General features: G+C 38.4%; 23 protein-coding genes. 15 read left to right on the forward strand and 8 right to left on the reverse strand.

Translation table 11 applies throughout. The features are described 5' to 3' along the window. The first annotated feature begins 91 nt into the window (after positions 1-91). Complete coding sequence (gene parC, locus I2F23_RS05345) at positions 92-2305, forward strand: DNA topoisomerase IV subunit A (protein WP_195771533.1); 2214 nt, start codon at positions 92-94, stop codon at positions 2303-2305. A 93-nt stretch (positions 2306-2398) separates the two neighbouring features. Then, positions 2399-4075 carry an AMP-binding protein gene (locus tag I2F23_RS05350; RefSeq protein ID WP_195771534.1) on the forward strand — a complete coding sequence of 559 codons (1677 nt, stop codon included), beginning with the start codon at positions 2399-2401 and terminating at the stop codon, positions 4073-4075. Positions 4076-4092: 17 nt separating this feature from the next. On the opposite strand, the gene I2F23_RS05355 is transcribed toward I2F23_RS05350, so the two are convergent. Both I2F23_RS05355 and I2F23_RS05360 read right to left on the reverse strand, forming a co-directional pair. Continuing rightward, entirely contained in the window at positions 4093-4491 is a 399-nt protein-coding gene (locus tag I2F23_RS05355) for a hypothetical protein (protein ID WP_195771535.1), read from the reverse strand. A gap of 64 nt (positions 4492-4555) precedes the next feature. Continuing rightward, positions 4556-5107 carry a DUF1440 domain-containing protein gene (locus tag I2F23_RS05360; RefSeq protein ID WP_195771536.1) on the reverse strand — a complete coding sequence of 184 codons (552 nt, stop codon included), beginning with the start codon at positions 5105-5107 and terminating at the stop codon, positions 4556-4558. Positions 5108-5232: 125 nt separating this feature from the next. Between I2F23_RS05360 and I2F23_RS05365 the strand changes: the two genes are divergently transcribed. The 3 genes from I2F23_RS05365 (at position 5233) to I2F23_RS05375 (ending at position 6738) form a co-directional block, all read left to right on the forward strand. Then, positions 5233-5631, forward strand: a complete 399-nt coding sequence (locus tag I2F23_RS05365) for an MAPEG family protein (RefSeq protein WP_195771537.1) — start codon at positions 5233-5235, stop codon at positions 5629-5631. A 106-nt stretch (positions 5632-5737) separates the two neighbouring features. Beyond that, on the forward strand, positions 5738-6262 hold the full coding sequence (ppa, locus tag I2F23_RS05370; protein ID WP_195771538.1) for an inorganic diphosphatase: 525 nt from the start codon (positions 5738-5740) through the stop codon (positions 6260-6262). A gap of 197 nt (positions 6263-6459) precedes the next feature. Then, entirely contained in the window at positions 6460-6738 is a 279-nt protein-coding gene (locus I2F23_RS05375) for a hypothetical protein (RefSeq protein ID WP_195771539.1), read from the forward strand. 62 nt (positions 6739-6800) lie between these two features. Here the strand turns inward: I2F23_RS05375 and I2F23_RS05380 are convergent, their stop codons facing one another. Continuing rightward, entirely contained in the window at positions 6801-8069 is a 1269-nt protein-coding gene (locus I2F23_RS05380; protein ID WP_195771540.1) for an OprD family outer membrane porin, read from the reverse strand. 320 nt (positions 8070-8389) lie between these two features. On the opposite strand from I2F23_RS05380, the gene I2F23_RS05385 reads away from it, so the two are divergent. After that, complete coding sequence (locus tag I2F23_RS05385; RefSeq protein WP_195771541.1) at positions 8390-9178, forward strand: TorF family putative porin; 789 nt, start codon at positions 8390-8392, stop codon at positions 9176-9178. A gap of 28 nt (positions 9179-9206) precedes the next feature. On the opposite strand, the gene I2F23_RS05390 is transcribed toward I2F23_RS05385, so the two are convergent. Continuing rightward, positions 9207-10697 (reverse strand): YifB family Mg chelatase-like AAA ATPase, encoded by a 1491-nt coding sequence (locus tag I2F23_RS05390; RefSeq protein ID WP_195771542.1) that lies wholly within the window; start codon positions 10695-10697, stop codon positions 9207-9209. A 53-nt stretch (positions 10698-10750) separates the two neighbouring features. Beyond that, the gene (locus tag I2F23_RS05395) at positions 10751-10981 is read right to left on the reverse strand and encodes an accessory factor UbiK family protein (RefSeq protein WP_195771543.1); all 231 of its coding nucleotides are present in this window, start codon (positions 10979-10981) and stop codon (positions 10751-10753) included. Positions 10982-11201: 220 nt separating this feature from the next. On the opposite strand from I2F23_RS05395, the gene glnK reads away from it, so the two are divergent. The 6 genes from glnK (at position 11202) to I2F23_RS05425 (ending at position 16622) form a co-directional block, all read left to right on the forward strand. Further along, positions 11202-11540 (forward strand): P-II family nitrogen regulator, encoded by a 339-nt coding sequence (glnK, locus tag I2F23_RS05400; protein WP_023273577.1) that lies wholly within the window; start codon positions 11202-11204, stop codon positions 11538-11540. Between the two features lie 57 nt (positions 11541-11597). Next, positions 11598-12977 carry an ammonium transporter gene (locus tag I2F23_RS05405; RefSeq protein WP_195771544.1) on the forward strand — a complete coding sequence of 460 codons (1380 nt, stop codon included), beginning with the start codon at positions 11598-11600 and terminating at the stop codon, positions 12975-12977. Between the two features lie 118 nt (positions 12978-13095). Further along, positions 13096-13566, forward strand: a complete 471-nt coding sequence (nrdR, locus tag I2F23_RS05410; protein ID WP_195771545.1) for a transcriptional regulator NrdR — start codon at positions 13096-13098, stop codon at positions 13564-13566. Beyond that, positions 13563-14654 carry a bifunctional diaminohydroxyphosphoribosylaminopyrimidine deaminase/5-amino-6-(5-phosphoribosylamino)uracil reductase RibD gene (ribD, locus tag I2F23_RS05415; protein WP_195771546.1) on the forward strand — a complete coding sequence of 364 codons (1092 nt, stop codon included), beginning with the start codon at positions 13563-13565 and terminating at the stop codon, positions 14652-14654. The genes nrdR and ribD overlap by 4 nt, the downstream gene beginning before the upstream one ends. Continuing rightward, entirely contained in the window at positions 14651-15949 is a 1299-nt protein-coding gene (locus I2F23_RS05420; protein WP_195771547.1) for a DNA adenine methylase, read from the forward strand. The genes ribD and I2F23_RS05420 overlap by 4 nt, the downstream gene beginning before the upstream one ends. 13 nt (positions 15950-15962) lie before the next feature. Beyond that, the gene (locus I2F23_RS05425; protein ID WP_195771548.1) at positions 15963-16622 is read left to right on the forward strand and encodes a riboflavin synthase; all 660 of its coding nucleotides are present in this window, start codon (positions 15963-15965) and stop codon (positions 16620-16622) included. 11 nt (positions 16623-16633) lie between these two features. On the opposite strand, the gene I2F23_RS05430 is transcribed toward I2F23_RS05425, so the two are convergent. Genes I2F23_RS05430 through I2F23_RS05440 form a run of 3 tightly spaced genes read right to left on the reverse strand, consistent with a single transcriptional unit; the run spans position 16634 to position 19126 of the window. Then, positions 16634-17269 (reverse strand): hypothetical protein, encoded by a 636-nt coding sequence (locus I2F23_RS05430; protein ID WP_195771549.1) that lies wholly within the window; start codon positions 17267-17269, stop codon positions 16634-16636. A gap of 28 nt (positions 17270-17297) precedes the next feature. Continuing rightward, a complete protein-coding gene (locus I2F23_RS05435; protein ID WP_195771550.1) occupies positions 17298-17705 on the reverse strand; it encodes a DNA polymerase III subunit chi in 408 nt (135 codons plus the stop codon). After that, positions 17705-19126 (reverse strand): leucyl aminopeptidase, encoded by a 1422-nt coding sequence (locus I2F23_RS05440; protein ID WP_195771551.1) that lies wholly within the window; start codon positions 19124-19126, stop codon positions 17705-17707. Before I2F23_RS05440 ends, I2F23_RS05435 begins: the two co-directional genes overlap by 1 nt. A gap of 268 nt (positions 19127-19394) precedes the next feature. Here I2F23_RS05440 and lptF point away from each other — a divergent pair, with 268 nt between their 5' ends. The 3 genes from lptF to gpmI all read left to right on the forward strand — a co-directional run bounded on the left by lptF (position 19395) and on the right by gpmI (position 23224). Next, complete coding sequence (gene lptF / locus I2F23_RS05445; protein ID WP_195771552.1) at positions 19395-20486, forward strand: LPS export ABC transporter permease LptF; 1092 nt, start codon at positions 19395-19397, stop codon at positions 20484-20486. Between the two features lie 9 nt (positions 20487-20495). After that, complete coding sequence (lptG, locus tag I2F23_RS05450) at positions 20496-21566, forward strand: LPS export ABC transporter permease LptG (RefSeq protein ID WP_195771553.1); 1071 nt, start codon at positions 20496-20498, stop codon at positions 21564-21566. A 107-nt stretch (positions 21567-21673) separates the two neighbouring features. Next, positions 21674-23224 (forward strand): 2,3-bisphosphoglycerate-independent phosphoglycerate mutase, encoded by a 1551-nt coding sequence (gene gpmI / locus I2F23_RS05455; RefSeq protein WP_195771554.1) that lies wholly within the window; start codon positions 21674-21676, stop codon positions 23222-23224.

Raw genomic sequence — 23224 nt, forward strand, 5'->3', positions numbered from 1 at the left:
TCAGCGAAAAGTGCGCAAACACTTGTTCTTAGGTGGCACACAGACTAGCATAGGCAACAGATAACAAATCACGAATTGGCCATTTATAGTTATGTCTAGTCTGACTCATCACGCAACTGAAAATCGTTCAGTTGCAGAATTTACTGAACAAGCATATCTCGACTATGCAATGTACGTCATTATGGATCGTGCATTGCCTCACATCAGTGATGGTTTAAAGCCTGTGCAACGCCGTATTGTGTATGCAATGAGCGAACTCGGTTTAAAACATAGTGGGAAACCTAAAAAATCTGCGCGTACAGTAGGTGATGTACTTGGTAAGTATCATCCGCATGGTGATTCGGCATGTTATGAAGCAATGGTTTTAATGGCACAGCCTTTCAGCTATCGTTATCGTTTTATTGAAGGGCAAGGGAACTGGGGTTCACCTGATGATCCTAAATCGTTTGCGGCGATGCGTTATACAGAAGCTAAACTTTCACAGTTTAGCGAGTTATTACTTTCCGAGCTCGGACAAGGAACATGTGCTTGGCAAGATAACTTCGATGGATCATTAAAAGAACCAGTTCATTTACCTGCTCGCGTTCCAAATATTTTATTAAATGGAACAACGGGCATTGCTGTAGGTATGGCCACAGATATTCCACCGCATAATTTGCGAGAAGTGATTAAGGGCGCAATTGCATTAATTCGTAACCCACAACTTACGGATCAAAAAATAGCTGAATATATTCCAGGGCCAGATTTACCGACAAAAGCTGAAATTATTACATCTAAAGAAGAATTATTAAAAATACAGACCACAGGTCGCGGTAGCTATCGTGCACGTGCAGTATATACTGTGGAAAAAAATGAAATTATCATTAGTGATCTACCTTATCAAGTTTCTGGCTCTAAAGTAGTTACACAGATTGCCGACCAAATGCAGGCAAAGAAACTGCCATTAATTTCAGATGTTCGAGATGAGTCTGATCATAAAAATCCGACGCGCTTGGTTATTGTTTTAAGGTCAAACCGTGTAGATGCGGCAATGGTAATGAGCCATCTGTTTGCGACCACAGATCTTGAAAATAGCTACCGTGTGAACCTAAATATGATTGGTGAAGATGGTAGGCCTAAAGTTAAATCAATTCGCCAAATTTTACTTGAATGGATTTCTATTCGTAAGCAGACGGTAACGCATCGTTTAGAATATCATTTAAATAAAATTGAAAAGCGCTTACATATCTTGGCAGGCTTGCTGATTGCTTATTTAGATATTGATACAGTCATTGAAATTATTCGAGAAGAAGATCAGCCAAAATCTGTATTAATGACAAAGTTTGGAATTGACGAAATTCAAGCAGAAGCTATTTTAGAACTAAAATTGCGTCATCTAGCAAAATTAGAAGAGATGGAAATTCGCAAAGAACAAGATGAGCTTGCCGCACGTGCTGCGATTATTCGTGAGCAACTTGAAAATCCTGAATCGTTAAAAACATTAATTATTGATGAACTGAAAGCAGATGCTAAAAAGTTTGGTGATGAGCGCCGTTCACCTATTGTACAACGCGATGATGCAGTACAAATTAAAGAACAAGATCTTGTTCCTGCAGAACCTGTGACCGTTGTATTGTCACAAGCGGGTTGGGTTCGTGCTGCAAAAGGTGCAGATGTAGATGCGGAAAAATTAAATTATCGGGCAGGCGATCAATATCTTAGTCATGCAGTTGGTAAAACGAATCAGCGTGTTTATATTTTAGATGAGTCTGGTCGTAGTTATGCGCTAGCAATTTCTACCTTGCCATCTGCTCGAGGGCTCGGTGAGCCATTAAGCTCTCGTTTGTCTCCTGCCAATGGTGTTAATTTTATTCAGCTTTATATTGCTGATGAAAAACAAGAAATGATGGTGGCGAGTTCGGCAGGCTTTGGCTTTAAAACGGTGACTCAGTCTTTAGATACCAATGCGAAAGCAGGGAAGGCATTTTTAACTCTCCCTGAAAAATCTCAGGTACTTCCATTACTGCCTTTAAAATCGCAAACACATTTGGCTATTTTGACATCTTCAGGGCGTTTGCTCATTATGGAATTAGCAGAACTGCCAATGCTAAACAAAGGTAAAGGGAATAAGTTAGTACAATTGGACAAAACTGAATCACTACTTGCCATTTTACCACTCAATTTAACAGATACTTTAGAGGTCACAGCAGGGCAACAAAAGTTGAAGTTAAAGGGAGAAGATTTAGCGAAATATATTGGCAAACGTGCAAGTAAAGGGCAGATGCTCCCTAGAGGGTATCAAAAAGCATATAAGCTAGATGTTTAAATACATCGCTTTTGATCTGTAAATCAATCATTGATGTTACGTTTACATCAATTGAATAATTAATACGTTCTTAAACTGGAGTTAGCTGGCATTATGGAAAAGATATGGTTTGATGAATACAAGCGAACGGGTATTCAAAACGAGATCAAATTGCCACCTGAAAATACTTCTTTAATTGATTTATTTGAAGAAAGTTTTCAAAAATTTGGCTCGCGTGATGCATTTATCTTTATGGATAAAAAGCTAACTTATACAGATCTTGAGTTAGAAAGCCGAAAGTTTGCCTGTTATTTACAAAGCTTAGGGTTAAAAAAGGGCTCACGTGTTGCGATTATGATGCCAAACGTTTTGCAATATCCTGTTGCCAGCTTAGGGATATTACGTGCAGGATGCATCTTGGTCAATGTGAATCCCTTGTATACATCAAGAGAGTTAGAGCATCAGCTAAACGATGCAGGTGCTGAAACACTCATTATTCTTGAAAACTTTGCGTCAGTATATGAGAAAATTATTGGTCATACTCCAGTGAAGCATGTGGTTGTTGCCTCTGTTGGCGATATGCTTGGTTTAGTAAAAGGTACGGTGGTTAATTTTGTATTACGTACGGTGCGTAAGCAAATTCCTAAATGGCATATTTCAGGACATATCTCATTTAATACCGCGCTTAATCAGGTGAACCCAAATCAATATAAGCGTCCTTCACTGAATTTAGATGATACCTTTATTTTACAATATACAGGTGGTACGACTGGTGTATCTAAAGGTGCAGAGCTAACACATCGGAATTTAGCTGCAAATATGCTTCAGATTCGAAATTTATTTGAAAGTAAATTTCGTACAGTAGAAAAACCAGAGTATCGCTTTTTAGCTGCCTTACCGCTATATCATATTTTTGCCTTTACGATTTGTGAGCTTTATGGTCTATGCCAAGGTGCAACTAACTTACTTATTCCAAATCCAAGAGATTTACCTGCATTGGTGAAGGAAATTGCTAAGTTTAAACCGACATTTTTTCCAGCAGTAAATACGCTATTTAATGCGCTTGTACACAATGACGAGTTTAAACAACTTGATCATAGTCAGATGCAAATAGCAGTTGGTGGGGGTATGGCTGTTTTGCCTTCGACTGCTGAAGCATGGAAAAAATATACCGGAATTATTATTCATGAAGGGTATGGATTGTCAGAAACATCACCTGCTGTTGTTTTTAATCCACCAGTTTCAGAAGAGTTTACGGGAACAATTGGTATTCCATTACCGACTACAGACATCGCAATTTTAGATGACGATGGTAAAGAAGTAGCTTTAGGAGAGCAGGGTGAAATTTGTATCCGTGGTCCTCAAGTTATGAAAGGGTATTGGAATCGTCCCGATGAAACAGAAAAAGTGATGACCAAAGATGGTTTTTTCCGCTCTGGTGACATTGGTGTGATGGACGAGCGTGGATATATTAAAATTGTGGATCGTAAAAAAGACATGATTTTGGTGTCTGGTTTTAATGTTTATCCAAACGAAATTGAAGAAGTTATTGCACAGCATCCAAAAGTATTGGAGGTAGCTGCTGTAGGTGTGCCAGATGAGCGCTCAGGTGAAGTGCCTAAACTGTTTGTGGTTAAAAAGGATAACTCACTGACGACCGAAGAGTTATTGGCATATGCAAAAGCAAATCTAACGGGTTACAAACGTCCACGTTTTGTTGAGTTTATGGATGAGTTGCCTAAATCGAATGTGGGTAAAATTTTACGTAAAGATTTACGTAAACAAGGATAAATATAAAAAAGACCGATTCATCGGTCTTTTTTTATTAAACTTTGCTGCATGACCTGATCTAGATAGGGGCGTGCAACATGAAAAATAATTGTAAATATAAGCATGGTAAAAGCTTGCATTTCAAGCTTATTTAATACCAGTGTGCCATAGCTCAAATAGTTGTCTATACAGCAATACACCACAATAATTGTTAGCCACAATGAAATAGACCAGCGTTTAATACCAACTGCAATCAATGCAAACGTAAGTACAATAATCGTTCCTAAGGTTGAAAACCATGTCCAGTTTGCACAGATCATGCTAATTAAGAAGGCAACAATAGGAAGAACAATCATTAAAATACGATCAAGCTTTTTTTTGGCAAGCTGATGTTGATCTAGTGCTTTTAATAACTCTTGTTGGTCAGATTGTGACATTCAAATCTCATAAAACAGATATATTCACCACTATATTACTAGAGATTTTTATTTTTTGTTGCCTCTAACGTACCCACAAGTTATTTTTAATTGGTTTTGCAAAGAGGGCGAGCACAAACACAAAAGATACTTCAATTGAAAAAGCCCAATAAATATGACCAAGCATTTCACTGGTTAATTCATAGGTATTCAAATTCCATAACCAACCTTTTACATTACTGTCATATGCAGGGTATCTAAATCCGAGTGCAGGTATTAAAAAACCGTGCATTACTACCGTAATAACAATACCGTATAAAGCACCATAAAATGTACGAATTTTAGGAAAATAAGCTGCAAGAAAAATATAAACAAAAGCAAAGATAAAACTAAAAACCCAATGGTAAAGTGTTACAGCACCACTAATAGTAGTTCCCTGATAAATATAGTCCAAGCTATGTGCATCAATACCAAATGGTTTTAGCCATGCATTAATATGCGCAGCAGGCGGAGAAATTTCACCTGCAATACGTGGCGGCATATTTACTTCAGAGCCCCATTTCACAAGAGAGCTAATAAATCCTGCGACCAGTGTACCTAAAGCCAATATTCTGAGGTTGATGCGATTCCATATCATAATAAGTTCCCTATTATTATTGCTTTTGTTTCATAATATCTGACATAAATGTTCTAGTAAAATACTTTACGACATGATTTAGTATTTATTATGATTAAACAATATAGAAGTGAAGAGGGGATTTCATGCAGAGCATAAGTGGCATTGTTTATTTAATTTTAGTTGCATGTCTATTGCCTTATGCTTTTTCAATGATTGCAAAAGTGGCAGGTGGGTTTACCTTTAAAGATAATCAAAATCCTCGCCAGTTTCTATCTCAGACACAAGGAATAGCAGCACGAGCAAACGCTGTACAACAAAACAGTTTCGAAAATTTACCTTTATTTATTGCAGCGATTTTAATGGCTGAATATATGGTCATTGACCAACATGTGGTGATGATTTTAGGGATTGCATATATTGTTTTACGTGTTCTTTATGGAATTTGTTATTTGGCCAATTGGAGTAGTTTAAGATCAATCATGTGGTTCTTGTCTCTATGTTGCCCAATCTACTTGCTTATATTGGTTATTCGCCTAACTTAGGTCAATAATATTGGGAATGATACATATCGCAAAAACGCTTTTTGTATCAATTTAATATAAAATGTATAATTGATAAAGAACCAATCGTAAATACAAGAGTATTGAAATGAGTTATAACAATATCCCTGCGGGTAAAGATGCACCAAACGATATTTATGTTGTTATTGAAATTCCTGCAAATGCAGCACCTATCAAATATGAAGTAGACAAAGATTCTGATGCATTATTTGTAGACCGTTTCATGGCAACTACAATGTTCTATCCTGCAAACTACGGTTATGTACCAAATACACTTTCAGAAGATGGTGATCCTTTAGACGTATTGGTTGTAACACCTCATCCAGTAGAACCAGGTTCAGTTATTCGTTGTCGTCCTGTTGGTAAATTGAATATGGAAGATGACGGTGGAATTGATGCAAAATTAGTTGCTGTTCCTCACGAAAAATTATCTGCACTCTATTCAGATATTCAAGAATATACAGATTTACCAAAATTATTAATTAGTCAAATTGAGCACTTCTTTGCACATTATAAAGATTTAGAACCTGGAAAATGGGTAAAAATCTCTGGTTGGGAAGGTGCAGATGTAGCTAAAGCTGAAATTGTAAAAGCAATTGCTGCAGCAAAATAATTAGATTTTTTAATCAAATAAAAAAAGCCTTCATAGAAGGCTTTTTTTATATTCTACCTTTTAAGTGTGATTTTTATCAATTAATTAAATAATATTGTGATTTAAATACATTTTTATTATATAAAAATATAGAATTATAAATACACTAGAAGACTTATTTTTATATGGCAATTGTAGCCATTTGACGGTGTAATTAAATGAATAAACTTTTTTTAGTGGGTCTATTTCTACTCGGGTCTGCTCAGATAAATATAGTACAAGCAGGAAACATTGGCGATATTACTGTAAAAACAGCAACCGGTAATTATAATTTAACGATGCGACAAGTATGGTCTATGCATTGGTCACCTGCATTTAATAAGTGTAGAGCAAACTATCCCCAAACGAAGTCTGTCCAATTACAGCGTTTCGTTTTAAATGAACAAATGTCTCCTGCAAATCTTTTTAGTTTGTGGACTTGCCGAGATACAAAATAACTTTAATAAAAAAACGCCTAATGTATAACATTAGGCGCTTGGCAATCGTATCTAAAATAAAATTAGAAGTTGATTGGATATTCTAGGTATAAACGCCATTCATTTGTGTTTCCTGCATAGTCGTTATAACTTGCATTTGCACGGTAAGTAGAGTTACGTACTTTAAAGCTTAAGTTTTTAGCAAAACCACTTTGAACGGTATATTTGACTTGGTTGAAAATTTCACGCTCTTTAGCATCGTCTGCTTTACCCGCTACATGAATGTTCCAACCATATACATATGCAGTTGTCCATGTTAAGCCAGGAACGCCTAATGAACCAAAGTCTAAAGAGTACATTGCTTGTAATGATTTCTCATGATTACCATTGAAGTCAGAGTAATATGAGTTCGGTAGCCAAATTGACATACCACCATCACCTACAATGTTATAGTCGTAGCCGACATCACCTGTGCTTTGTTGGTATGAAAGCATACCTGTATGTGCGCCTTTGTTATAAGTTGCAGATGTTGCCCAAATATTATTTTTCTTACTTGTGTCTTTCTCTCCAGTAGGGAAAGTTAGATTACCGTAAACATCTTTATTATATTTAGTATGGTAACCGCTTAAATCAAATGTTAAAGAACTATCAGATTCAAGTGGCAGTTTATAGTTCACATTTAGGTAGTGACGCTGTAGGGCATCTTTAAATACTGCACCGTAGTATGAACCTTGTAAGTTTTCATCAAACTTATATTTTGCACCCCAAACATCAGCGCGTTTTAAGTGATTACCATCGGTATTAATTTGGTTTGAATATTGGTCTTTTGTGAAGTGACCATAGACAAGCTCTAAATCTTTAATTTCATGACTTGTAACTAACGTCCCTGTGAAGTATTCAGGAAGTAAGCGTAGATCATTACTTGACAGTACTGGTAGTTGTAAGAACTGTGTACCATATACAACTGTTGTATTTGAAATACGTGCTTTTACGTTTACGCCACCACGTGCCCAAATATCTTTTTGTCCATCTTTGTAGAGCATTTGGTTACCAGCATGTGCATTTTCACCAAGTTTAAATGCAAAATCACCAAGTGCACCCACACCAAAACCTACAGTACCTTGTGTAAAGCCCGAATCGAACTTACCGATGACACCTTGGCCCCATGAGCTTTTATCATGCTGACCATTTGATAGGTCACGATAGATCCATCCATTTCGGAGGAGAATAGAGCCTTTTGCATCTTCAACAAAACCTTTTGATTCGCTTTGTTCGCTTGCATGTGTCACTGTTGAAAGCAAAGTTGCTTGAACGATAAATGCGAGTGCGAGTTTCTTGTGTATTTTTGGCATGTATACTTTCCCCAAGGAGGTGAACTGTAATTTGGAGCTAATCAAACACAGTGGTTTAACAAAAGACCAACTAATCTATAATAAAAAAAACCACAATTGCAAATTTATTTACCGTACATCATATATAAAATGCGGATTTACTAAGTGTTTTTTCCGATATTGATCTTTCTAATGTCATTCTACACTGTATCTATCGATAAAATAATTAGCAAAAAGTATACCAATTTCCATAATTCTGAAAAACTTGTTAAAGTGAAAAAGTAAAAATTAAACAAAATTTTTATAAATACGATTCACTCATTCGATGTTTAGGGGGAAACATGTTTCAAAAAATTCTAATCGCTACCAGTATTTTCACGATGTCTGGCCTAACATGCGCTTCAGAAAATGGACTACAGCCCTATGGTCTAAGTTTTTCAGGAAGTGTTGGTTTAACATCAGATTATCGCTTTCGTGGACAAACACAGACCCAGAATGATCCAGCATTGCAAGGAACTTTTACCCTAGCTCACGATTCGGGTATGTATTTTAGTGTTTTTGCTTCTAATGTTGATTTTGGTACAAATAATCCGAATATAGAATTAGATCCATCTGTTGGTTACACCACAAAGTTACCCCTTTCGGCAACGTTACAACCTAATTTGGATGTGGGTTTAGCATACTATAATTATCCAAGCGGTCATGACCTTAACTATCCTGAATTATATGCACGTCTTACTTTTGCAGATCTTTTTGCGAAAGGTGATAGCTTAATACCTAGCATTTCTTATAGTCATAATTATGGTGGGAATCTTACAAAGGATGCATATCAGCACCGTATTAATAATTGGAATTTTAATCTTGCTTATAGTGTACCTATTAAAGAAACAGGGTTTGGTTTAGTCAGTAGTCTTGGATATAGTAAATCTGATCGAGAAATCGGATTGTATGGTAATGATGATAATTACATCGATTGGAAAGCTGGGCTCACTTATAACGTTCAGGCAATTTCAGGTTTAGTTGCAGAGTTAAGTGCTGTCGGCACAAATATCGATACTACCGGCTATGACCATGTGACTAAACGTGGTGTAGATACAGGTGCAGTATTTAGTATAACAAAATCATTTTAAAGTAAAAAAGCACCTTTTAGGTGCTTTTTTATGGGAAAGGACTACGGTATGACAGCGCTTCAGTTAAATGAGATGAATTTATATTTGATGTACCGTCTAAGTCGGCAATTGTACGCGCAAGTCTTAAAATTCGATGATAGCTTCTCGCGGAGAGGCCCAACTTTTTTTGAGCAAGTTCGAGAATTTTCTGACCAGTAGCATCAAGTGATGCATACGTTTGAAGTTCACTGGTCGAAAGTGCATGATTTTGCTTATTTTGTCGTTTTAACTGTTTAGTATGCGCTGCAATAACGCGGTTTCTCACTGTTTCAGAACTTTCAGGTACCGCATTGGATTGTAGGTCGTGAGAGGATAGAGGTGGAACATCAATGTGTAAATCTATACGGTCAAGCATAGGACCTGAAATCTTGCTCTGATAACGTCTAATCGTTTCTGGACTACACTGACAACGAGCATCTTGATGAAATGCGTAACCACAGGGGCAAGGGTTCATCGCTGCAATGAGTTGAAAATGAGCAGGAAAAGTAGTTTGCCTTGAAGCACGAGAAATTGTAACTTGTTTTTCTTCAATAGGTTGACGTAAGGCTTCAATGACTTTTCGGTCAAATTCAGGAAGCTCATCTAAAAATAATACTCCTAGATGTGCAAGTGTAATTTCACCAGGTTGAGGCGATGAACCACCTCCCACCAATGCAATACTTGAAGCCGAATGGTGAGGTGCACGAAAAGGGCGCATACCCCAAGTATGACTTTGTTTTGCAACAGAATATATACTAGCTACCTCCAATATATCTTGTGCAGTAAGGGGAGGTAAAATACTAGGAAGTCTTGAGGCCAATAGCGTTTTTCCTGTACCAGGAGGACCTCTAAACAGTAAAGAATGCCCACCTGCGGCAGCAATTTCTAAGGCTCTGCGAGGTCTAAGTTGACCTTTCACATCTTTTAAATCAAGCATTGATTTTAATGAATAATATTCTTCTTGATTTGAGTCGTACACTGACATTGAAGAACCATGATTAAAATGATCACATACTGCTTTTAAACTACTCGCTGTATATATTTTTAATTCATTTAATCGGCTAGCTTCTTGTGCATTTTGTTCAGGAAGAATTAGAGCACGTTTCGATTGCTGACATGCAATTGCAATAGTAATTGCACTAGAAACAGGTCTAAGTTGACCATCTAAAGAAAGTTCACCAATAAATTCATAATTTTCGGATTCTATTGGTGAAATTTGCCCAGAGGCTATGAGAATTCCCAACGCGATTGCGAGATCTAACCTTGCACTGTCTTTGGGTAAATCTGCAGGTGCAAGATTAATGGTTAATCTTTTGGTTGGAAAGGTAAAACCACTATTAATAATTGCTGAGCGTACACGGTCTTTACTTTCCCGTACAGCAGCTGCGGGAAGTCCTACAATAGTCAGGGAGGGTAAACCTTGACTTAGATGGACTTCAACTTCAATGCATGGTGCAGAAATACCAAGAACACCACGACTGTAAACTTTAGCGAACGACATTTTGAACCAAATTGGTGCTTTACATTAGAGATAAAATAACTAATTGTGCACTTTTATTGTGCATTTTTAGAGATGGCATGCTCCAATACAGAGATCTGCTCATTTAATTGATCAATACGTTCATTTGCTTGAGTTAATGCATGCTGATGTCGTGTGAGTTCTTCTTTCGACACTAGATCCATTTTATGAATAGCCTCATTGAGTAATGCACGTAAATGATGCTCTAAATCTGCTTTAGGTTGTTCTATCTGAGACAAAATAGATTGAATTAACTGTTCTTTCATAAAAAACTCGGTTTTGGCTATAAAAATGTAAATTTTTTTAGAATTGCTTCACTATTCTAAAGCATTCATTTCATATTCAATAAACTTTAACAGTAGCTTGAATGTAAAGCATTTAAAATAAATTCTTAATGCTTGAGTTTTCATCAAATTAATTCAATTTTGGCATGAAAATTGAACATAAAAAATGAACCATAATGAAATAACCTGAAGGAATATAAACATGAAGCTTGTAACAGCAATTGTAAAACCATTTAAGTTAGATGATGTTCGTGAGGCACTTTCAGAAATTGGTGTGCAGGGGATTACTGTAACAGAGGTGAAAGGTTTTGGACGTCAAAAGGGGCATACCGAGCTTTATCGTGGTGCAGAATACGTTGTAGATTTTCTTCCAAAAGTAAAAATTGAAATTGCTATTAGCGATGAAATGGTTGATAGCGTTATTGAGTCTATTACACGTGTGGCAAGTACTGGAAAAATTGGTGATGGTAAAATTTTTGTCACTACTTTAGAGCAAGTCATTCGTATTCGTACGGGCGAAACAGGTCCAGATGCAGTTTAGTCTTGGCACAAAGATTGCTAAGAGCTGATTAACTTGCATGAATATGGGGTAGGGAATATGAAAAAAATTATCATGGCACTGAGTCTGACCAGTGCGCTTCTAAGTGGTGCACCAGCATGGGCAGAAGATACAGCATCTGCACCATCTCAAACCGTGGTTGTTTCTCAGGCTGCAGATCATTCGGCAAGTACGTCTACACCTGCCCCTCAACCTGCTCCCGCACCTGTAGCAACACCTAAGTTAGATACAGGTGATACAGCGTGGGTACTTATTTCAACGGCATTGGTATTGCTGATGACCATTCCCGGCATTGCACTTTTCTATGGCGGTATGGTGCGTAAGAAAAATGTCTTGGGCATCATGGCACATAGTTTAATGGCAACAGCATTGGTCAGCGTTGTATGGGTTGCAGTAGGCTATAGCTTGGCATTCGATGCAGGTAATGCTTTTATTGGTGGCTTCAGTAAGGCGATGCTTTCAGGCATTGGTTTAGATACCTTACAAGGTACAATTCCTGAAGTTTTATTTGTAATTTTTCAGATGACCTTTGCCATTATTACCGTTGCTATCATTAGTGGTTCAGTCGCTGAACGAATGAAATTTGGTGCATTTGTTGGGTTTACAACGCTATGGATTCTTATTGTTTATGCACCAATTGCGCATTGGGTTTGGGGCGGTGGCTGGTTGGCAGCTGATGGTGCATTAGATTTTGCTGGTGGTACGGTTGTTCATATCAACTCAGGTGTAGCAGGTCTTGTTGCTGCATATATGTTAGGTAAACGTGTTGGTTTTGGCAAAGAATCTATGGCACCACATAACTTAACACTTACAGTTATTGGTGCAGGCCTCCTTTGGGTGGGGTGGTTTGGTTTTAATGGTGGTTCAGCTTTGGGTGCAAACGGTGGCGCAGCTTATGCTTTAGTGACAACTCAAGTAGCAGCAGCAGCAGCAGCACTTTCTTGGTCTTTAATTGAAAAGCTAATTCGTGGTAAAACCTCTGTATTAGGTATTGCATCTGGTGGTGTTGCAGGTCTTGTGGTGATTACACCTGCTGCAGGTTATGTGACCGTTGGCGGTTCACTTATTATGGGTTTACTTGGTGGTGTGATTTGTTTCTGGGGAACAACAGCACTCAAACGTTTCTTAAAAGCAGATGATTCACTTGACGCTTTTGGTTTACATGCAGTCGGTGGTATTGCAGGCGCAATTTTAACAGGTGTATTTGCAAGCTCATTCATTATGGGCGATAAAGCACCTACGAATTTGCTCCATCAGGTATGGGTACAAAGCCAAGGTGTATTAGCAACAATCGCTTATAGTGCAATTTGTACATTCATTATTCTTAAAATTATTGATGTAGTGATTGGCATTCGTGTACCCCATGATGATGAACGTATGGGACTCGATTTAAGCCAACACGGCGAACGTATTGAGTAATCCGATTTAGATCAAAATAGCCTCTATATGGGGCTATTTTTTATTTTAGACACAACATTTAGTATCTGTCAGTTTTTTGATACACTAGAGAAAAATAAATTGGCAGATAGAATTTAAAATGCATTGTCCATTTTGTAATGTTCCTGACAGTAAAGTGATTGATTCTCGACTTGCAGCCGAAGGACGTCAGATTCGCCGTCGTCGAGAGTGTGTCGGATGCGCAGAGCGTTTTACTACATTTGAAACATATGAAGTGGTAATGCCTCGCGTCATTAAATCAAATGGGAAAAATGAACCGTTTGATGAAGCAAAACTTCGTCGTTCCTTAATGCATGCATTACAAAAGCGCCCTGTTACACAAGAGAAAATAGAGGCGGTGTTGAGTGATATTCAGCAAACATTACGTCGTTTAGGTGAGCGAGATGTAAGTTCATTGCGCATTGGTGAAATTGTCATGAAAGCGTTATTTGTATTAGATCATGTGGCATATGTACGCTTTGCATCTGTATATCAAGACTTTCAAGACGTAGAAGCATTTAGAAAACAGATTGAACAAATGCAGCAAATGCAAAAAGAGCGCCAATCATGAATACGCTATTTTCACAACAAGACCAAGTATATATGCGTCAAGCCATTGAGCTGGCAAAAAAAGCAATTTATTCGACCAAGCCAAACCCAAATGTAGGGTGTGTTATTGTAAAAAATGGTGAAGTCATTGGACAAGGGTTTCACCCAAAAGCTGGGCAACCTCATGCAGAAGTATTTGCTTTACGTGAGGCAGGGCATTTATCTGAAGGTGCAACGGCATATGTCACCTTAGAACCATGTGCCCATTATGGTCGTACACCCCCATGTGCAGAAGCATTGGTAAAAGCAGATGTGAAACAAGTATTTATTGCCAATACAGATCCTAATCCGCTTGTTGCAGGCAAAGGTATTTCAATTTTAGAAGCAGCAGGCATACAGGTTAATACAGGACTTTGTGCAGAAGAAGCTAAAGTACTAAACGAAGGCTTCTTAAAAAAAATGGCAACGGGAATGCCATACGTTAGACTAAAAGTAGCTTCAAGTTTAGATGGCCGCACTGCTATGGCTTCAGGTGAGTCAAAATGGATTACAGGACAAGAGGCTCGTCAAGACGTTCAGCATTGGCGTGCAATCTCAGGTGCCGTGATCACGGGTATTGAAACGGTATTGGCAGATGATTGCCAATTGAATGTACGCCAGTTAGAAAATATTGAACGAGATGCAATTGTACAGCCCAAAAGAATTGTATTAGATCGTCAAGGGCGTTTACCTTTAACTGCAAAAATTTTAGAGAATCCAGAAGATACATGGGTAATGACACCGTATCGTCAGGAGTTGGCAGATTTAGGTGTTCTTCAGTTTGAGGTTCAACCGCTCAATAGTTTATTAAGAGTGCTTGCGCAGAAACATCATATTCATGATGTACTTGTCGAAACAGGTGCAACGCTTTCGACCAGCTTTTTAACTGAAAAATTGGTTGATGAAATGATACATTATGTTGCACCAACATTATTGGGCCAGTCAGCGCGAGCGATGTTCCAAGCTAATTTTTCAATGTTGGCACAGCAACAACGTTTTACTGTGAAAGATATTACTCAATTGGGTGATGACTTCCGCTTAAGGTTGATACCAGTACAAGAGTCATTATGAGTTCAGAAACGACGGTTTATCATAAGCGCCGACATGCGGCACGAACAACAGATGAATACTTGTTCCATCAATTGGTTCCTTATTTAGGCAATAAACGCCGTTTACTTCATCTCATTTTAGAAGCACTGGAAATGACAGGCACGCTAAATACTGATGGTAAAAAAAAGCGTGCGCCCATTTTTGCAGATTTTTTTGCAGGTAGTGGTGTGGTTTCGAGATTGGCGCGTCAAAATGGTTATCGTGTTATTGCAAATGATTGGGAGCCGTACAGTCATGCACTGAATCATGCGGTTCTTTCTTGTGTTGAAGCTCCTGCCTTTAAAGAATTAGGTGGATATCAAAAAGCGATTGATTACTTAAACCGCTTACCTTTAGCGAAAGGTTGGGTAACTCATAACTTATGCCCACGTAACGATGAAGAATATGACCCTGCGCGTGATCGTTTGTTCTTTAAACGTAGAAATGGCATGCGTATTGATGCAATTCGTCAGCAAATTGCAACATGGCAGGCAGAAGGTGCAATTGATGATGTGGAAATGAGTGCTTTATTAGCACCACTTCTATATTCAGCCAGCTTTGTGAGTAATACCAGTGGCGTGTTTAAGAGTTTTCACCATGGTTGGGGTGGAAAAACACAGACGGCACTTGAACGGATTGAGTCACTTTTGTGGTTAACCCCCAGTCGTTTTTGTGAAATTGGTCGTCCGAATCAGGCTGCTGCTGAAATGTGGTGTGTAGATGCACAGCACCTTGCAAATCAAATGAGCGATTTTGAAGTTGATGTGGCTTATTTAGATCCACCATATAATCAGCATGCATATAGTAGTAATTATCATGTTTTAAATTCGCTCACGTTATGGGATCAAACAGATTTACCATCTCCAGATACGAAAGGTTTTAAAAGTGGTATAGATCGGGCATGGCGCAAAGAGCGTCCGAGCTTATATAACTCTTCAAAATATGCCAAAGAGGCCTATGAAAAGTTACTTGCTACGGTAAATGCACGTTTTATCTTAACGAGCTATTCGACGGATGGAAATATCTCGGCAACCGATTTGCTCAAAGCAAATTTAGAACGTGGCAAAGTCACGTTACTCACACAAGATGTACCACGGTATCGCGTGAGTAAACAGCGTCAGTCTGAGCGTGCACGTGTACTTGAATTTATTGTTATTACAGATACAAAGGCCAAATCTGGTCCACCACTGAGACAGCTACTCGGACAACTTTACCATTATGCCGAGTTAGGTGGTGTAGATACGACAGGTGTAAGCTCTCAGTTGGCATTATGGTAAAAGGAAGATAACCATGTTTACAGGTATTATTGAAAGTGTTGGGCAAGTGAAAAGCTTGCAAAATGTGGGTGGAGATATTCGTTTAACAGTAGGTACAGACATAGACATGTCTGATGTTCACCTAGGTGACTCGATTGCAACCAATGGTATCTGTTTAACGGTAACAGCTTGGGGCGATCACTGGTATTCGGCTGACGTTTCACGTGAAAGCTTAGACCGTACAACTCTAGGACGTTGGAAAGTTGGACAGCCATTAAATATTGAAAAAGCGATGTTACCTACAACGCGCTTTGGCGGACATATTGTGAGTGGTCATGTCGATGCAATTGGTGAAATTACGCTCATGCGTCATGATGCACGATCATTGTATTTTGAAGTGACTGCACCAAAAGAAATTGCAAAGTACTTAGCAGAAAAAGGCTCGATCACTGTTGATGGTATTAGTCTAACAATTAACCACTTAAATGGTTGTGTGCTTAGCCTAAATTTAATTCCACATACTGCCGAGCGAACTAATATTTCAACATGGCAAGTAGGTACAGCAGTCAATTTAGAAGTAGATATCCTAGCACGCTATATGGAGCGTTTACTTTTAGGTGATCGTGCGGCAATTGAAAAAGAAGATTCGAAAATTAGTATGGAATTTCTTGCAGATCATGGGTTTTTAAAATAAAGAATTCGGCATTATGCCGAATTCTTGCTTTTATTTTCGTCTAGTAAAATTTTAACTTCTTCTTCGGCTGCTTGTTGTAAGTTTTGGTTGAAACTTTCTACTGATTTTTGAATGTGTTCAATCAGTCCTTCCGCTTCAAGTTCAAGACGTAATTGAATATTTTCAATAACCTGTTGTAGCTGTACATGATTCAGTTTTAATGCTTTGTCAGAGGTTTGAGATGAAGCAGAAGCAAAACTCTGTTTTTGGTAACGACTACTATATGACTTGGTTTCAGTGTTCAATTTATTTTGCAAAGATTTTAATTGCTCCACTTGCGATTGTTCTTGCAAGCGCTCATCAAGCTGTAAGTTTTTGAGATATTCATCTTCAGCTTTTCTTTGTTTGAAAATTTTATCTTCAAGACGTTTTTGCTCGCGACAACGAGCATCTTCGATCATTTGTGCTTTAAGTACTTCATAGGCGTGTTGAATTTTTTGTTCAGAAGTCGTTTGAGCAAGTTCGTCTGATGCCTTCCATTCGTCAATATCACTTTCAGGTGTAAGGAGCTCACAGATGCGTGAGAGGTCATCAATATAGGTTTGTCGTGCAGCCTGCGGTGTATTTAACCAACGGGTTTTAAAGTCTTCACCAATATCTAATGCCACCAATTTAACTCCTCATGACAAATATTTTTTATAGTTTAAATGTTCTTGGTTCAATACCAAGTTGACGGTACTGCTTAAATTTATCTCGGCCTGTTATTTTAGAGGCTTCTGTATTTTCGACAATCTCAATAATGTGTTTAAACGTATCTTTAACATCAATCACATCATCACTAAAATTAAAAATAATCCATTCACCTTCGGTAGGTAAGTTTCCTGAAATACATACCTGTCCTGTGGTTTCATCTATACCATGGGTAATAAAACTTGTAGGATCAAAAGACCAAAGTAAATCGTCTAAAGTATGTTGTAATTCTTTCGATGGACAATACCACCATAGTTTTGGTGTGGTTTTTAAAACTTTACGTGCCAAACGACAAGCACTTTGTACTTGTCGTTCAACGCTTTTTTCAAAAAGATAAAAGCTAATAGCTGTCATTATTTCACGCGGTTTGCAATAAATTGAGTCAAAAGTGGTACTGGACGACCTGTCGCTCCTTTGTTTGCGCCTGAAAGCCAAGCAGTACCTGCAACGTCCAGATGTGCCCAACGGTATTCACGTGTGAAACGTTGTAAGAAACATGCTGCTGTAATTGAACCACCTTGTGGACCACCAATATTTGCAATATCTGCAAAAGGTGAGTCTAGTAACTCTTGGTAGTCATCAATTACAGGCATACGCCAAACACGGTCAAAGCTTTGCTCACCGGCTTGTTGTAAGTCTTGTACCAAAGCATCATCTGGTGAAAATAAACCTGTAAGGACTTTACCAAGTGCAACTACACAAGCACCTGTTAAGGTGGCAATATCAATCACTAACTCTGGATTAAAGCGTTTGACATAAGTGAGTGTATCGCAAAGTACAAGGCGACCTTCTGCATCTGTATTTAAAATTTCTACAGTTTGGCCATCCATCGTTTTAACAATGTCGCCCGGACGAGTAGCTTTACCTGATGGCATATTTTCAGCAGCAGCAATCGCACCTACCACATGAATTGGCAGTTTTGCTTCACAAAGTGCACGTAACGTACCAAATACAGAAGCTGCGCCACACATGTCAAATTTCATTTCATCCATACCTGCACCCGGCTTGAGGGAAATGCCACCTGTATCGAAAGTTACACCTTTACCTACAAGTACAACAGGTGCTTCGTCGCGTTGTGCATTATATTCAAGTGTAATAATACGGCCCGGACGTTCAGAACCTTTGCTGACTGCAAGGAATGAATGCATACCAAGTTCTGCCATGTCAGCTTCATCTAGTACAGTTACTTTAAGCTGTTCTGGGAATTCTTTTGCTAAATCAAGTGCAACTTGTGCTAAGTATTCTGGATAGCAAATATTACCCGGACGGTTACCTAAATCTCTTGCCAATGTTTGGCCATTTTGAATTGCTTGAATAAGTTCGATTTGTTGTACTGAGAGCGTTGTTCCTTCAAGCTGAAGTGTTTCAAGAACTTGTTGATGTTTATTCGATTTGAATTCATCGAAATGATAATTGGCCTGTGTTAAGGCAAGTGCAAATGTATAATGGTATTGTTCAGGTAACGCGGTTAAATTTACTGTAATTTGAGAATAGTTTTTCTGCGCAATTTTAATAATGTTTTGTGCAATTTTTGCTATTTTACTACCACTAAGGTTTGCAGGATTGTCTAAACCGATTAAAGTAATGCTTGGATAGGCTTCACTGTGTCCAATGAGTGGCAAAGTTTCATTCAATTGCGCTTTAAAATTTGCATTTTGAATGATTTGATTAAAGTTTTCGAGTGATGCAACATTCGCTTGCTCAATGTTTTGTGCATTTACAAGAGAAAATAGAACTGAATGCGCGTCTTGAGATTGTTTTAAAGTAAGTTTCATACGCTTGCAAAACCTTGTCATAGAGGGTTAATTGTTAGAACAACTTCTATCATCATACTAAGCCAATTTGCCCTTATGGGTATAGAGGCTTTTACTAAAAGTCAAAAGATTGATTTAAAACAAGGTCGAACAGCACTTATTTCAGAAAATCTTTGTTTTATTATAGAGGAAACAAAGGGGAAGGCATCTGATGAGAGGTTATTTATTCTGTGTATTCGGTTAAACTAGCAACATATTTAATTTTCAATGTAAAAATGGAAGTGTCCTTTTGATTATTCGACGTTATCTTGTGAAGCAAGTCGTGTCGACTTCCGTGGTTGTCGTGGCTTTATTAACCTTAATTATGATGGGTGGTCGACTCATTAAGTATTTTGGTGTGGCGGCACAAGGTCGTTTAGATGCCAGTGTTTTATTTAGTATTATTGGCTATCGACTTCCTGAGTTTTTAACACTCATTTTACCATTAGGCTTTTTTATTGGCTTAATGTTGGTGTTTGGGCGTTTGTATACAGACAATGAAATGGCTGTGCTCAATAGTAGTGGTTTAAGTCGTAACCATTTGGCACGCTTACTTATTCCCATGACAGCAGGTGTTATGGCAATACAAATTGCACTGATGGTCTGGGTTGGGCCTTGGGGTGTTTACAAGTTTGAGCAATTAACCAGTGCGCAAGCAGTGAGAACGGGCTTTGACCTCGTTAGACCTAAAGAATTTGTATCTTCTGGCCCCTATACTATTTATGCAAGTGATTTGTCTGAAGATCGAAAAAATTTAAAAGATGTCATCTTTTATCAACGTTCAGAACAAGACAATAAGCCGGATTTAATTATTCTTGCGCGTGAAGCAAAACGTGTTGAAATTCCAAATGATACAGCCAATGTGGTTGATTTATTGGATGGTCGCCGTTACGAGATTTATCAAGGACAGCCACGTTATTCGCAAGCTGAATTTAAAAGCTATCGTTTACGTATAGAAAATGACAAAGAGTCATCGATTGGGAGCAGTGCGATTAACGCCGTGACCATTGGGAAACTTTGGGCAAAAAGAGATGATTCAGTCGTTCAAAGTGAGTTAGGTTGGCGTGTTTTTGGTCCGTGGGTCATTGTTATTGCACTAATGCTTGCCACAGCTTTGTCTGAAGTGAATCCGCGTCAAGGGCGTTACTATAAGTTACTGCCTGCGATTCTTATTTTTGCAAGTTTAATTGTATTAATGATGGCGGTTCGAACACGTGTATCACGTGGTGATCTCAGTGTTTGGTTGTATCCTATTGTACTTGTTGCTTATGGTGTGATTACCTTTATTTTCTTGCGTAATCCGAATTTAACACCAAGACTTAAACAGAAATTGAGTAGATGAGGTCTATAAATGTTCGCACGTAGTATTATCGCTAAACATGTGACCTCTACAACAGCGCTTGCCATGCTTGGAGCAACCGCCGTGTTAACACTGTTACAAGGCTTGTTTACATATCTTGCAGAGTTGAGTGCATTAAAGCATGGTTATAATGCACTACAGGCATTGCAATATGTGCTTTGGAATACCCCAGCTTTTCTCTATAAAATTTTACCTATTTCTGCATTAATTGGTGCGGTTATTGGTTTAGGTACGCTTGCATCAAACAGTGAACTGGTTGTGATGCGTTCGATTGGTGTAAGCCTATGGCGTATTGTTGGTTGGGTAGTTCGCTCAGCACTCATTTTGGTGGTTTTGGCATTTGCTTTAAGTGAGTGGGTTATTCCTCATACTAACGAAAGGGCAGATAGTCTAAAGAAGCATCAGAGTATTTCCTCTCTTGGCGAAGTACGTGGATACTGGACAAGGGAAGCACAACGTTTCATTTATATTAATTATGCAAATTCTGAGGGTGAGCTAAAAGGGATTCAAATCTTAGATTTTGATAACAACTACCATCTTAGACAAACTTTGAACGCTGAGGGTGGGCATTTTCAAAAGAATGGTCAGTGGCAGTTAAATGATGTAACGCAAATGACTGTACAAGACGATGGTCGGGCAGTAGAGCAACATTTAGCAACATCAGAGATTGCACTTGCACTACAGCCAAAATATGTGCATATGGTAACCATAGATCCTGAAGATCTATCACCAAGTCAGTTGGTTTCATTTATAAGATATTTATCTGATTATAGTCAGGTTCCAAAGTCTTACCAGCTCGCATTTTGGCAGAAAGTAGGTATGCCTTTTTCTCTTATTGCACTTGTTATTATTGCTTGCTCATTTATTTTTGGACCACTACGCCAACAATCTATGGGTTTTCGTTTGGTTATTGCATTATTTACAGGGCTTGGTTTTTACTATATTCAAGACTTTTTTGGGTATGCCAGCTTAGTTTATAACGCATCACCTGCGTGGTTTGTGTTTACCCCAATTGTACTTATTTTTCTTGCAGGTGGGTACTTGCTCAATAGAGCAAAATGAGAAAAAAAGGTTGTATGTGCTTTGTAGCTTACAACCTTGGTAACATAGTCGCTTGTTTAAAAAGTATGTAATATGGAAATTTCAATAAACAACAAAGAGAATATACTATGACGGACGTGAAGGCTGGCAAGATCCCACATATCTTAGTCATTATGGATGGTATAGGTCATCGTGAAGCAGAACAAGACAATGCTTTTCTTGCAGCAAAGACACCTAATTTGACCGCAATGGAAGCGAACCATCCGCATAGTTTAATTTCTGGTTCGGGTGAAGATGTTGGCTTACCTGATGGCCAAATGGGGAATTCCGAAGTTGGTCATATGAACCTTGGTGCAGGACGTGTGCTGTATCAAGATTTTACACGGATTACTAAAGATATTCGTACTGGGGATTTTTTTAAGAACCAAGTCTTGGTCGATGCTGTAGAAAAAGCCAAAGTAAAAGATGGCGCTGTTCATATTATTGGTTTGCTTTCAGACGGCGGTGTACATGCGCATGAAGATCATATTGTGGCAATGTGTGAACTTGCATTGAAACGCAATGCTAAAGTGTATTTACACGCATTTACCGATGGTCGTGACACACCACCAAAAAGTGCAGAATCTTCATTAAAGAAACTAGACGCACTATTTGAACAATACCCAAATCAAGGTCGTATTGTTTCTATGATTGGTCGTTATTTTGCAATGGATCGCGATAATCGTTGGGATCGTGTAGAACAAGCATATCGTTTACTCACAGAAGGTGAGGCGGTGCGTGTGGCTGCAACGGCTGAAGAAGGTTTACAACAAGCATATGCGGCTGAAGAAACAGATGAGTTTGTAAAAGCGACTCGTATTGGTGAAAAGACACCAATTCAAGATAACGACAGTGTTGTGTTTATGAATTTCCGCGCAGACCGTGCGCGTGAATTAACACGTGCTTTTGTAGAAACAGACTTTTCTGGATTTGAGCGTAAAGTTCAACCTAAGCTTGCAGAGTTTGTTATGTTAACACGTTATCAAGCGAGTATTCAGGCACCTGTGGCGTATATGCCAGAACCACTACATAATACGTTGGGTGAGTACCTATCTAATTTAGGGAAAACACAATTACGTATTGCTGAAACTGAAAAATATGCACATGTGACATTCTTCTTTAGCGGTGGCCGTGAAGATGAATATGAAGGTGAGAAACGTATTCTTATTCCATCGCCAAGTGTTGCTACATATGATTTAAAGCCTGAAATGAGTGCTTATGAAGTAACCGATAAGGTTGTTGAAGCAATTAACTCTCAAGCATACGATCTCATTGTAATTAACTATGCCAATGGTGATATGGTTGGACACACAGGTGTATTTGATGCGGCAGTTAAAGCAGTTGAAGCAGTAGATACCTGTTTAGGTCGTGTATATGACGCAGTGATGGCACAGCATGGACATATGCTTGTAACGGCAGACCATGGTAATGTTGAACAAATGCAAGATTACGAAAGCGGTCAGGTACATACACAACATACGACTGAGCTTGTACCATTTATTTATGTTGGTCCAACCAGTGCCACAATTGCAAGTGGTGGTGTATTAGCAGATGTTGCACCTACGTTACTTAGCCTCATGAAACTCCCAATCCCACAAGAAATGAAAGGCCGTAATTTAATTACGTTGAACGAAAAATAG

Source organism: Acinetobacter pollinis, assembly GCF_015627175.1.
GTDB lineage: Bacteria > Pseudomonadota > Gammaproteobacteria > Pseudomonadales > Moraxellaceae > Acinetobacter > Acinetobacter pollinis.